Source organism: Bacillus sp. JJ1566, assembly GCF_036962685.1.
Taxonomy (GTDB): domain Bacteria; phylum Bacillota; class Bacilli; order Bacillales; family Bacillaceae_L; genus Ferdinandcohnia.
The window spans coordinates 64,516-77,704 of record NZ_JBALOP010000014.1 but is presented as its reverse complement, the minus strand read 5'-3'; the positions used below and the strand labels follow the sequence as shown (position 1 = coordinate 77,704).

Genomic DNA, 13,189 nt, shown 5'->3' with positions numbered 1-13,189 from the left:
GGAGAAACATAAACTATATATTGATGGTCGGTGGATGGAAGCTGAAGAATATCAAGAATTACGTTCTCCTTATAATCAAGAGCTAGTTGCTCAAATTCCTGTAGCAAATAAAAATCATGTTGAACAGGCTATTGCAAGTGCACAAAAGGCAACTAAAGTGATGAGAGGTTTAAGTGCAGCTGAACGTTCTGAAATTTTGGAGAAAGTATCCCAGATTATATCAGAAAGAAAAGAAGAATGTGCATTGATTTTAGCAACTGAAAATGCCAAGCCTTTAAAAGCTGCTAGAGCGGAAATAGCACGTACAATAGAAACCTATAAATTTGCAGCAGAAGAAGCGAAACGTTTACACGGTGAAACAGTACCCTTAGACGCGGCAAAAGGAGGGAAAAATCGCTTTGGCTATGTGAAGAAAGAGCCCCTAGGTGTTATTGCAGCGATAACTCCTTTTAATTTTCCATTTAACCTAACGGCGCATAAACTAGGGCCAGCATTTGCAGCGGGGAATACAGTTGTTCTTAAACCTGCATCTCAGACTCCATTAAGTGGCTTTATGACAGCTAAAATATTTGAAGAGGCAGGACTCCCAGCGGGTGCTTTAAACGTGATTACCGGTAGAGGAGGAGTAGTTGGTGATTTACTAGTTACCGATTCTCGTATAAAAATGGTAACTTTTACAGGAAGTGTACCAGTAGGTTTGGGGATTAAGGAGAAAGCAGGGTTAAAACGTGTAACCTTAGAATTAGGATCAAACGCCGGTGTGATTGTTGAAGATAGCGTGGATTTAGATGCAGTTGCTGCGCGTTGTGTAGAAGGTTCCTTTAATTTCTCAGGACAAGTTTGTATCTCTGTCCAAAGAATCTTTGTGAAAGAGAATCTATTTGATACATTTATTGAAAAAATGACAGCCCATGCTAAAAATTTAGTAATAGGCGATCCGAAAGCGGAGGATACAGATATTTCTGCCTTAATTAACCCTGGTGAAACAGATCGGATAGAAAGCTGGATAAAAGAAGCCGAAAGTGGAGGAGCAACTATAGCCTACGGCGGTAAGCGAGCAGGGAATGCATTTGAGCCAACCATTATAGTGAATGGTGGGAAAAAACTGTCGATCTCATGTAATGAAGCGTTTGGACCAATCGTTTTAGTAAATTCATATAAAACATGGGACGAAGCAATAGATTTAGTGAATGATTCAGAATATGGATTACAAGCAGGAGTCTACACAACAAATCTCCAAAAAGCCTTTGATGCGGTAGAGCGATTAGAGGTTGGTGGGGTAATCATTAATGACATCCCATCCTTCCGCGTTGATAATATGCCATATGGTGGTGTGAAGAATAGCGGAGTTGGAAAGGAAGGCATAAAATATTCTGTTGAGGAAATGACAGAATCAAAATTCGTTTCTTTTAAGTTATAGAACAAACTTACGGATGCTTTTCTTGCTAGAAGAGTGTCCTTTTTATGCAATTTATTTTCTCTACCAATAACAACTCATATACTCAATTTTTATCCCTTCTTCACCCCAACCTCATACCTGCACATACATTCCAGCATTTACCTCCTTTCTTCCTCTCTTGCTTACAAATTTTCGTTCTACTTATCCATTTTATTCACATAATCCACAATTCACTTTAAATGCTATCAACAATATCCACAAGAATATTTTTATCTGCACAATCCACATATCCACAACTACCCCATTCCACTTAGCTAAATTCTGACTTTTCCGTTGACGTATATCATGGTTAGGTGTAATATATACTTTATCTTGGTAGTATATTAGCGAACTAAAGTAAAATGGATTTTTAAGAAAAATATGAGAAAATAAATATATACAAACTATGGTGGTGACGAAAATCGTGTTTATGTTTGAAAAACCATTAGGGATGAGAGATACATTGCCAGCTCTATATGAAGCGAAAAAGAAAATTCGCGATGCAATGTCGTCTCAAATTGAAAGCTGGGGCTATCAATTTATTGAAACTCCTACCCTTGAATATTACGAAACAATCGGTGAGGCATCGGCGATCCTTGACCGACAACTATTTAAATTACTTGATTCACAGGGACATACACTTGTCCTTCGACCTGATATGACAGCACCTATCGCTCGAGTCGCAGCGTCTCGTTTATATAAAGGGGAATACCCACTTCGCATTGCTTATTCTGCAAATGTGTTCCGTGCTCAGCAGCATGAAGGCGGAAGACCTGCAGAATTCGAGCAAATCGGGATTGAGTATATTGGCGATACAACAACTAGTGCAGATGCAGAGGTTATTGCCCTTATGATTGCAGCCCTTAAGCAAGCGGGACTGACCAATTTTACCGTACCAATTGGTCATATTGGTTATGTAAAGTCATTGTTTATGGAGATTGTCGGAAATGAAGCAAGAGCGGATATCCTACAACGATTTTTATATGAAAAAAATTACGTTGGCTACAGGGAGCATGTGAAAAACTTGCCCCTCTCTTCGATTGATAAACAACGTTTGCTTTCCCTTTTACAATTAAGAGGAAATGACTCAAAAATTGCAAATGCGAAAGAATTAGTCGAATGTGAAGAAGGGAAAAAGGCAGCCGTAGAACTTGAAATGCTATGGAAAAGATTAGAGAGCTTCGGTGTAACGGAGCATATTAAAATTGACTTCAATTTAGTCAGTCATATGAGCTATTACACAGGAATTCTATTTGAAGTGTACGCAGAGAATGTCGGCTTTTTAGTTGGAAACGGCGGCCGTTATGATCATTTATTTGAGAAATTTGATCGACCTGCACCAGCGACAGGCTTTGGAATTCGTATCGATCGACTTTTGGAAGCACTTGATCTGCCTCAGGATGAGCCTGAAATTCATTGTGTGATATTTAGCGCGGAGCAACGGGAAGAAGCAATCCGTTTTGCCATGAATAAACGAGAGCAGGGTGAGCGAGTCATCCTTCAGGATATAACAGGAATCAAAGATGTGGATGCGTGCACGAATGCATTTGCGAAAAACACCTTTTTCTTAGGAAATACAAGAAAGGAGGATGCTTAAATGAATGACAAACTAACAATCGCGATGCCGAAGGGACGAATTTTTGAAGAAGCGGCAGAGCTTTTACAAAAAGCAGGCTACAAGCTTCCTCCTGAATTTGAGGATTCCAGAAAGTTAATTATCGACGTTCCTGACGAGCCATTTCGATTTATGCTTGCAAAGCCTATGGATGTGACCACTTACGTAGAGCATGGCGTGGCTGACCTTGGAATTGCTGGAAAAGACGTTATGCTTGAGGAAGAGCGCGATGTATATGAGGTACTCGATTTGCAAATCAGTAAATGCTATCTCGCGGTTGCAGGGCTTCCAAATGTAAAAGTGAAAGGTGTCGCACCAAAAATTGCAACCAAATACCCGAATGTCGCATCAAGTTATTTTCGTGAAAATGGCGAACAGGTGGAAATCATTAAATTGAACGGTTCGATTGAGCTTGCTCCTTTAATTGGATTAGCCGACCGAATTGTGGATATCGTATCAACAGGACGAACTTTAAAGGAAAATGGATTAGTGGAGCTTGAACATATCGCAGACATCACTTCACGCCTTATTGTGAATCCAGTGAGCTATCGCTTAAAGGACCAGCAAATTGACGATATCGTGGAACGACTTTCAAAAGTAGTATCACAGTAAACTCCATTGGAAAGGACCGACACAGCATGCAAATTGAACGTGTAACCAATACTGTTTCTCTGAAGCGGACAATTGATAGTGGAACTGAGGAACAAAGAAAAGCTGTTTTAGAAATACTCGCTGAAGTGCAAAAAGAAGGGGATAATGCCCTTCGTTACTATACGGAAAAATTTGATGGTGTTTTACCTAGTGAGTTAAAAGTCACCGAATCAGATATTCAAGAAGCCTATCAAAAATTAGACGAAAATCTTGTACCTATCCTAAAAGAAGCAGCTGAGAATATCAGGGATTATCACGGTCGGCAGGTTAGACAATCATGGATGACGATGAAGGATAATGGTACGATTCTTGGTCAGAAAATCACTCCACTTGATGCAGTTGGTGTTTATGTACCCGGTGGAAAAGCGGCCTATCCATCATCGGTCCTAATGAATGTCATTCCGGCACAGGTAGCGGGTGTCGAGAGAATCGTGATGGTATCACCACCCGGAAAGGATGGGGCAATTCCTGCAGGCGTACTTGTAGCTGCTGATATCCTTGGTGTGGAGGAAATCTATAAGGTTGGCGGTGCACAGGCAATTGGGGCATTGGCGTTTGGAACAAAAACCATCAAGCCTGTTGATAAAATTGTTGGACCCGGAAATATTTTTGTCGCGTTAGCAAAGCGTGAAGTGTACGGGAATGTGGATATCGACATGATTGCTGGACCTAGTGAAATCGTTGTGGTAGCCGATGAAACAGCTCTTCCAAACGAGGTTGCAGCGGATTTGTTATCGCAAGCAGAGCATGATGAGCGGGCATCAAGTATCCTTGTAACACCTTCAATGGAGCTAGCCGAAGCAGTTTCAGCAGAAGTTGAAAAACAATTAGCGGTTCTGCCTCGTGAGGAAATTGCTAGAGCTTCAATCAATGACTTTGGCGCCATTTATGTCACCAAGGATTTAGATGAAGCAATCAAGGTTGTTAATGAGCTTGCACCTGAGCATCTTGAGATTGTAACGAAAGAGCCAATGGAACAGGTAGGAAAAATCAAACACGCCGGCGCAATTTTTATCGGTCGTTATAGCTCAGAGCCTGTTGGTGACTACTTCGCTGGTCCAAACCATGTCCTCCCGACAAATGGAACAGCCCGTTTTTCAAGTCCGCTTAGTGTGGATGATTTTACGAAAAAATCAAGCATAATCTCCTATAGTAAACAAGCAATCGAAACCAATGGACCTAAAATTGCTGCCTTTGCAAGACTTGAGGGGCTAGAAGCCCACGCAAGAGCAGTTGAGGAACGACTAAAATAGGAAGTTTAAAAGTCCGGTGAAAATGACACGTCGATAGTGGAACTTCGACTAAATGCCGACACGTCCTGTGTCGAACGTCGAAGTCACCACATCCTGTGGAAGCGCGTTGGCTTGCTTTTCCGTTCCTCACGTATTAACTGCATACGTTCCGGTACTCAAAGCTGCGCCGCCTTGAACTTTCGACGTACAGGATGTGCTAGTGCCGGCGACGCCACAGGACGTGGCGTTTTTAGCCGGCGTGGTCCTTTTCATCCTCCTTTTAAACATTTATTAAGATAAATCACAGGTTTTCCTGTATTCATTAAACAAAATTGTGGATAGCGGAAGGTGTAATCATGATAAGACAAGCAAAAGTTGAACGTAAAACAAATGAAACAGATATAAAATTAGATTTTTCAGTAGATGGAGAAGGTATCTCAAAGCTAGATACGGGTGTACCATTCATGTCCCACATGCTTGACCTTTTTACAAAGCACGGTCAATTTAACCTGACAGTTGATGCAAATGGTGATACCGAGATTGACGATCACCACACAACAGAGGACATTGGAATTTGTTTAGGACAGGCTTTACGTGAGGCTCTTGGTGATAAAAAAGGAATCAAGCGCTACGGAAATGCGTTTGTCCCAATGGATGAAGCACTCGCACAGGTTGTCATTGACCTTGGAAATCGTCCGCATTTTGAATTAAAGGCTGATTTCCCAAGCTCCCGTGTTGGCACATTCGATACGGAACTTGTGCATGAATTTTTGTGGAAGCTTGCACTAGAGGCAAGAATCAATCTCCATGTCATTGTTCACTACGGTCACAACACACATCACATGATCGAGGCTGTTTTTAAAGCATTAGGTCGTGCATTAGACGAGGCAACGATGGTTGACCCACGTGTTAAGGGGGTCCCATCAACGAAAGGGATGTTGTAAATGATCGGTATAATCGATTATGGTATGGGGAATTTGTATAGTGTTTCTAAGGCACTCGAGCGAATGAACTACGAATACTTTATTTCAAGCTCACCAAACGAACTTAGTAAAGCAGAAGGTTTGATTTTACCAGGTGTTGGCTCCTTTAAGGATGCGATGGGGATTTTACATGAAACAGGGTTAGTGAGTTTTATAAAAGAATCCGTTGGAAAAGGAACACCACTCCTAGGGATATGTCTTGGAATGCAGCTTTTGTTTGAAGAAAGCGAAGAAAATGGACTAACGAAGGGCCTTGGATTTTTAAAAGGTAGAATCGCGAAAATCCCGGGGGTAACAGCAGGTGGAGAAACCTACAAGGTCCCACATATGGGATGGAATGACCTTGCCCTAATAAATCCGTCTCCGCTCTTACAAGACATTGAGGGTGGACATGTTTATTTCGTTCACTCCTATTATGCGACAACTGACAATGAGAATGTGATCGCAAGCAGTACCTATGATGTTGAGGTTCCAGCAGTTGTCGGAAAAGAAAATGTGTTTGGGACCCAGTTTCATCCTGAAAAAAGCAGCGACCTAGGTATAAAAATTCTCCAAAACTACGCTGCAATCGTGGAAAAGAAGGTGAAGAGATGAGTACTTTTACAATTTATCCTGCAATTGATATGCGTGGCGGCAAATGTGTTCGCCTGCTACAAGGGGATTATAATAAGGAAACAATATATGGCGATTCTCCATTTGACATGGCAAAAGCGTTCGCTGATGCGGGCGCAGAGTGGATTCATATGGTGGATTTAGATGGGGCAAAAGCAGGCAAGCGCGTAAATGATCAATATGTGCTTGAGGTTGCGGAAAAACTCGACGCGAAAGTTCAAATCGGTGGTGGCATTCGAACGGAAGAGGATGTTGCCTACTATATTGAAAAAGGCGTTGACCGTGTAATTTTAGGAAGTGCCGCGATTTCTAATCCTGATTTCGTAAAAGAAATGCTGAAAAAATACAAAGAAAAAATCGCAATCGGCATTGATGCAAAAGACGGCTATGTAGCAACAGAAGGTTGGTTAAATACTTCCTCTGTAAAAGCGACAGATTTAGGTGTTGAGCTAGCAAATGCGGGCGCAGAAGTATTTATTTTTACAGATATCGCAACAGATGGCATGCTTAGTGGTCCTAATATTGACGCGGTTGCGACACTTGCTGCTGCAACTGGTAAAAAAGTGATTGCTTCAGGTGGAGTCAGCTCGATAGATGACTTAAAAGCACTCAGCAAACTAGCAGACGAGGGTGTTTCTGGCGCAATTGTCGGAAAAGCGATCTACACCAATCAATTTACCGTCCAAGAGGCGCTTGAAGAGGTGAAGGACTAATGATTACAAAACGAATCATTCCATGTTTGGACGTGAAGGACGGCCGTGTTGTAAAAGGAATTCAGTTTGTTGGGCTTCGTGATGCGGGGGACCCAGTGGAACTTGCAAAGTTTTACGATTCTGAAGGTGCAGATGAACTGGTTTTTCTAGATATCTCCGCTTCCCATGAGGGGCGGAAAACGATGGTTGAGGTTGTCGAAAAAGTTGCGGCAGAGCTTGCGATTCCTTTTACAGTAGGGGGAGGAATTAATTCCTTAGAGGATATGAAAAAAATTCTTCGCGCAGGTGCGGACAAGGTTTCACTCAATACGGCAGCTGTTACAAATCCAGACTTAATCAAAGAAGGGGCAGATTTCTTTGGCTCTCAATGTATCGTCGTAGCGATTGATGCAAAATATGATGAGGAACTTTGTAGTTGGCGAGTGTTTACACATGGTGGCCGTAAAGCAACCGATTGGGAGGTTGTCGCTTGGGCACAGGAAGCAATCAAACTTGGTGCCGGTGAGATTTTATTAACAAGCATGGACGATGATGGCAGCAAGGATGGATTCAATCTAGAATTAACAAGACGTGTAAGTGAAGCTGCTTCAGTACCAGTTATCGCTTCAGGCGGTGCCGGAAATGCGCAGCATTTTGTGGAAGCCTTCACTGAAGGCAAGGCAGACGCGGCACTTGCAGCAAGTATTTTTCATTACAAAGAAACTTCCGTGAAAGAGGTTAAAAACGTTTTAAAAGAGAAAGGGGTCAATGTCCGATGAACACACTAGACATTAAATTCGACGAAAAGGGACTTGCTCCAGCTATTGTTCAGGATGCCGTAAGCAAAGAGGTCTTAACGCTTGCTTATATGAATGAAGAATCTCTACGCAAATCTATTGAAACACGTGAAACTTGGTTTTATAGCCGTTCTCGCGAAGAGCTTTGGCACAAGGGCGAAACCTCAGGAAATACCCAAAAGATTATGGATATCAAATATGACTGTGACAAGGATGCGATTCTTGTTTTAGTTGAGCCAGCAGGACCTGCATGTCACACTGGAAGCTATTCATGTTTTTCTGAATCTCTTCTTGGGAAATCAAAAGAAGTGACTTCTTCTGACCGCTTTGCCATCCTCAATGAATTAGAAAAAGTAATCGCAGAGCGCGAGGCAGAAATGCCAGAGGGAGCTTATACGACATACCTATTTGATAAAGGAGTAGACAAAATCCTGAAAAAAGTAGGAGAGGAAGCTTCTGAGGTTATTATTGCTGCTAAGAATCGTGACCATGAAGAGCTAAAATGGGAGGCGGCAGACCTTATTTACCACTTGCTCGTCTTACTTCGCGAGCAAAAGCTTCCACTTGATGATGTATTGACCGTTTTGCAAAAAAGAAGATAATAAGCTAAAGGGTACTTATCCACAAGTGAGTACCCTTTTCTAATGCCTCATTTATTGGTGTTCGAATTATTTATCCACGATATCCACATTATCCACAAACCAACATCCGTATTTGTGCATATGTCTAATGAATTCAGTAACTGCAACAGATTGTTCATATGAAAGGAGGAACTTGTCCACATTGTCCACATTGCCCACAAAATACCATTCAAAATGTTTTTCACTTTTAACCAAGCATCCCTATGTGCCAACCGCTTTTATGTGTTATACTACCTTGGGAAATAATTTTATTCAGTGGGGGTGTAAACCCCTGTAATGCATTTTAAAGTGGAGGACCCCGATGGAAAAACATAACGTAAAAGAAAGTCAACGTGCATCAAAGATCATTCCGTTTATCCAGACGGGAGAATATTATTTTAAAAAAGGATTAAAGGCGTATCGCCAGCATGATATATATAAATCAATTAAACATTTTAAACGAGCAATTGAGCTTGAACCCAATGAGCCTATGTTTTTATGTCAGCTATCGGTTGCGTTAACAGAAATTGGTGACTACATTCTATCAAATCAGTATCTTACTAAAATATTGGATAATCCAAAATTTGATATGCCTGAGTGCTTTTATTTTATGGCCAACAATTATGCTCATTTGGGCTTGTTCCAAGAGGCTGGAAAGCATGCAGAATGGTATTTGGATCGTGAACCTGATGGAGATTTTGTAGAGGACGCAGAGGATTTGCTTGATTTATTACGTCTTGAAGAAGGGGACTTTGAGGATTCTGCAAACCATCAGGATGAACTTATTGTGAAGCAAGAACAAGCGCGTGATTTCCTTGAAACAGGAAGATTGGACGAAGCAGTGACCCTTTTAAAGGAGATTATTCGTGAGTACCCGGAGTTTTGGTCTGCCTATAATAATTTAGCACTTGCTTATTTTTATTCAGGAGATGTGGAAAATGCATCTGAAATCCTTGATGAGGTTTTGAGTAAAAACCCAGGAAATCTGCATGCACTCTGCAATACTCTTGTCTTTTTATATTATCAACGTAAAAATCAGCAGGTAAAAGAGTTAACAAAACGATTATCTTCCATTCATCCGATGCTGTTTGAACACCGTTATAAGCTAGGTGCAACATTCGGGTTAATCGGACGGCATGATCTTGCTTATAAATGGCTCCGCAATCTTCAGCGTTGCGGTTTTGAAGGGGATGAAACCTTCTATTATTGGCTTTCCTATTCCGCCTATTTCACAGGGCATCATGATGTTGCCGGGAATGCGTGGAAGAGGGTGCTTGAGGAAAATCCAAGTAAAAAAGGTTCAGCACCTTGGGAGTCTGAACGCACCAAACCAATTAGTGATGTTCTCGATCGTTGGTTGACCGGTGATTTTATTGAGGAACGTTTATATGGTTTATTTTTAGCAAGCAAAACAAATTCATCCTTAGCACGTAAGGATTTAAAGCATATTCAATTTCATGCGACTCTTGAACAGGAATTTGCGAACTATGTTTTAGCGAAAAAGAAAAAAACGGAAAAAATTCCGGCTTACATCATTGATGGCTACAATATTGCGGACACATTATTTACAAAAAATATACATGATGACTCTGCAAATGAAGAGCTTTATTTAACATGGTTGATGATATACGATGAAGCTGTTAAGCGTCAGCTCAGTGTTTCCAACTGGCAGGCATGGGCTGCAGCAACAGAATACATTTGGCGTAATCACGCGTCAAGGGCAATCACCCAAAAACAGGTTGCAGAAAAATATAAAATTTCGAAGGCAACCGTCATGAAATATGTAAAATATGTTAAAGAACTTCTACACTGAGCATATTAATAGCGGATTTTGTCAGGATTTTATAGGATAGGGGTAGGAGATACTAAACGATATATCAAAATTTTACCCAGAGGAAATAAGGAGAGACGAAAAAATGACGGAAGAAAAAATTTATGATGTCATTATTATCGGTGCCGGACCAGCAGGTATGACTGCTGCCGTTTATACATCTCGTGCAAACCTATCAACATTAATGCTAGAGCGCGGGATTCCCGGTGGGCAAATGGCAAACACAGAGGAAGTTGAAAACTACCCAGGCTTTGATCATATTTTAGGACCTGAGCTATCGACAAAAATGTTTGATCACGCGAAAAAGTTCGGTGCAGAATATGCGTATGGTGATATAAAAGAAGTCATCGATGGCGACGAATATAAAACGGTAGTTGCAGGAAGCAAAGAATATAAAGCTCGTGCTGTGATTATCTCAACTGGTGCGGAGTATAAGAAAATTGGTGTGCCAGGTGAAAAAGAACTTGGTGGTCGCGGCGTTTCTTATTGTGCAGTATGTGACGGTGCGTTCTTCAAAAATAGAGAGCTTGTTGTAATTGGCGGCGGGGACTCTGCAGTTGAGGAAGGTGTATACCTGACTCGTTTTGCATCCAAGGTAACCATCATTCACCGCCGTGACGAGCTACGCGCGCAAAAGATCCTTCAACAACGCGCATTCGATAACCCCAAAGTGGATTTCATCTGGAATCACACAGTTAAAGAAATTCACGAAAAAGATGGCAAGGTTGGCAGCTTAACGCTTGTTAATACACAAACTGGTGAAGAATCAGAATTTGGCGCAGATGGCGTATTCGTATACGTTGGAATGCTTCCACTTTCAAAACCATTTGAAGCTCTGGGCATTACAAACGAAAACGGTTATATCGAAACAAACGAAAAAATGGAAACAAAAGTACCTGGCATCTTTGCGGCAGGTGACATCCGAGAAAAATCACTTCGCCAAATCGTAACAGCAACTGGCGACGGAAGTATTGCTGCCCAAACAGCACAGTCCTATATCGAAGAATTGATGGAAAAAATAAAAGCATAACATTAAGCGCCTATCAGACGAATGATAGGCGTTTTTTTTCTTTCCTCCATTCCAATTATAAGATTTTTCTATAGAAATAAATAAAAGATTAATATTTTATTTATCTATGAAAACGATTTACAATAACTTTACATATTGGAGAGGGAGGAGAAAGTAATGTCAAAAGAATTCAAATATGATGTTGTAGTCGTAGGTGCTGGGAATGCAGCTTTATGTGCCGCGATATCTGCTCGCGAACAAGGAGCAAATGTATTAGTACTTGAAAAAGGTCCAAAAGAAAAACGTGGTGGAAATTCATATTTTACAGATGGTGCGATTCGATTTGCCTACAATGACCTCGAAGACATTCGTGAGTTAATGCCTGAATTAACGGATGATGAGGCTTCAATTATTCAAATGCCTCAATATACAACAGAAGATTATTATCACGATTTAATGAAGGTTACTGGTGGAAAAAGTGATCCAGAATTAGCTAATCAACTTGTTTCTAATTCATATGAAACAATTGTATGGATGAAAAAACAAGGTGTAGAATTTGAATTAAACTATGCAAACCAGTCTTTTAAAAAAGAGGGTATTATTCAATTTTGGGGTGGCCTACCAGTCAAAACAAAAGGAATTGGGATGGGGCTCGTTAATCGACTTTTTACACGAGCTGAAGAACTAGGTATTGAAATTTGGTATGAATCCCCAGCTATAAAGTTAATTACGAATGAAAATAGGATTTCGGCTGTAGTTGTAAAACAAGAAAATGTCGAATTAATTGTGAACACTAATAGTATCGTTTTAGCAAGTGGTAGCTTTGAAGCAAATAAGCAAATGCGTGAGGAAAACCTTGGTAAGCAATGGACAGCCGCTAGGGTTAGAGGCACAGAATTTAATACTGGTGCTGGTATAAAAATGGCATTAGAAATCGGTGGGCAAAAGCATGGACAATGGACAGGATGTCATTCAATTGGGACAGATTACAATGTTCCAGTTGTAGGTGATTTTAAAAAACCGGGCGATATCTTTAAGAAGCACTCATACCCGTTGGGAATAATGGTGAATAAAAATGGGGAAAGATTTGTTGATGAAGGAGCGGATTTTCGAAATTATACCTATGCAAAATATGGTGCAGAGGTGTTGAAGCAACCTGACCAAGTTGCCTACCAAATATTTGATAGCCAAGTGAGGAATAAACTAAGGGATGAATATAATCTTCCTGAAGCTACAGGTTATGAAGCGAATACGTTAGAGGAATTGGCGGAATTAATTCCGATTAATAAGGAGAAATTCCTAGAAACAGTAGAACAATATAATCATGCAGTACAAGAAGGGGACTATAATCCGTCTATTAAAGATGGAAAAGGAACCAAGGGTATTACTCCACCTAAATCAAATTGGGCATTACGAACTGAAGAATCTCCATTTTATGCCTTTCCGATTACATGTGGAATTACATTCTGTTTTGGAGGCGTCCATACAAGTAAAAACGGGGAAGTACTAAATGAAAATAAGGAACCAATTAAAGGCCTTTACGCTGCTGGAGAAATGATAGGTGGCATTTTCTATGATAACTATCCAGGCGGATCTGGCTTAATGTCGGGTGCTGTTTATGGGAAAATTTCTGGAGCAAATGCGGCACAATATTCTCTGAAAGAACCAGCTATAAACTAATATGAAAAACCTTTGAGTAATTTTCTGCT

12 protein-coding genes are annotated in these 13,189 nt (G+C 40.8%); all 12 read left to right on the top strand.

Features of this window, described 5'->3' with window-relative positions:
• Positions 1-34 precede the first annotated feature (34 nt).
• The 12 genes from V7112_RS07265 (at position 35) to tcuA (ending at position 13,160) form a co-directional block, all read left to right on the top strand.
• Complete coding sequence (locus V7112_RS07265; protein WP_335417259.1) at positions 35-1,420, top strand: aldehyde dehydrogenase family protein; 1,386 nt, start codon at positions 35-37, stop codon at positions 1,418-1,420.
• A 448-nt stretch (positions 1,421-1,868) separates the two neighbouring features.
• Complete coding sequence (locus V7112_RS07260) at positions 1,869-3,035, top strand: ATP phosphoribosyltransferase regulatory subunit (RefSeq protein ID WP_335417257.1); 1,167 nt, start codon at positions 1,869-1,871, stop codon at positions 3,033-3,035.
• A complete protein-coding gene (gene hisG / locus V7112_RS07255; RefSeq protein ID WP_335417203.1) occupies positions 3,036-3,665 on the top strand; it encodes an ATP phosphoribosyltransferase in 630 nt (209 codons plus the stop codon).
• A gap of 26 nt (positions 3,666-3,691) precedes the next feature.
• Complete coding sequence (hisD, locus tag V7112_RS07250; RefSeq protein ID WP_335417200.1) at positions 3,692-4,957, top strand: histidinol dehydrogenase; 1,266 nt, start codon at positions 3,692-3,694, stop codon at positions 4,955-4,957.
• Between the two features lie 335 nt (positions 4,958-5,292).
• Positions 5,293-5,880 carry an imidazoleglycerol-phosphate dehydratase HisB gene (gene hisB, locus V7112_RS07245; RefSeq protein WP_438823871.1) on the top strand — a complete coding sequence of 196 codons (588 nt, stop codon included), beginning with the start codon at positions 5,293-5,295 and terminating at the stop codon, positions 5,878-5,880.
• A complete protein-coding gene (gene hisH, locus V7112_RS07240) occupies positions 5,881-6,513 on the top strand; it encodes an imidazole glycerol phosphate synthase subunit HisH (RefSeq protein WP_335417199.1) in 633 nt (210 codons plus the stop codon).
• The gene (gene hisA / locus V7112_RS07235) at positions 6,510-7,244 is read left to right on the top strand and encodes a 1-(5-phosphoribosyl)-5-[(5-phosphoribosylamino)methylideneamino]imidazole-4-carboxamide isomerase (RefSeq protein ID WP_335417197.1); all 735 of its coding nucleotides are present in this window, start codon (positions 6,510-6,512) and stop codon (positions 7,242-7,244) included. The genes hisH and hisA overlap by 4 nt, the downstream gene beginning before the upstream one ends.
• Complete coding sequence (gene hisF / locus V7112_RS07230) at positions 7,244-8,002, top strand: imidazole glycerol phosphate synthase subunit HisF (protein WP_335417195.1); 759 nt, start codon at positions 7,244-7,246, stop codon at positions 8,000-8,002. The genes hisA and hisF overlap by 1 nt, the downstream gene beginning before the upstream one ends.
• The gene (hisIE, locus tag V7112_RS07225) at positions 7,999-8,622 is read left to right on the top strand and encodes a bifunctional phosphoribosyl-AMP cyclohydrolase/phosphoribosyl-ATP diphosphatase HisIE (protein WP_335417193.1); all 624 of its coding nucleotides are present in this window, start codon (positions 7,999-8,001) and stop codon (positions 8,620-8,622) included. Before hisF ends, hisIE begins: the two co-directional genes overlap by 4 nt.
• A gap of 340 nt (positions 8,623-8,962) precedes the next feature.
• Positions 8,963-10,453 (top strand): tetratricopeptide repeat protein, encoded by a 1,491-nt coding sequence (locus tag V7112_RS07220; protein ID WP_335417191.1) that lies wholly within the window; start codon positions 8,963-8,965, stop codon positions 10,451-10,453.
• Between the two features lie 103 nt (positions 10,454-10,556).
• On the top strand, positions 10,557-11,501 hold the full coding sequence (trxB, locus tag V7112_RS07215) for a thioredoxin-disulfide reductase (RefSeq protein ID WP_335417189.1): 945 nt from the start codon (positions 10,557-10,559) through the stop codon (positions 11,499-11,501).
• Positions 11,502-11,657: 156 nt separating this feature from the next.
• Positions 11,658-13,160, top strand: coding sequence for an FAD-dependent tricarballylate dehydrogenase TcuA (gene tcuA, locus V7112_RS07210; protein ID WP_335417186.1), 1,503 nt, complete (start codon positions 11,658-11,660; stop codon positions 13,158-13,160).
• The last annotated feature ends 29 nt before the right edge of the window (positions 13,161-13,189 follow it).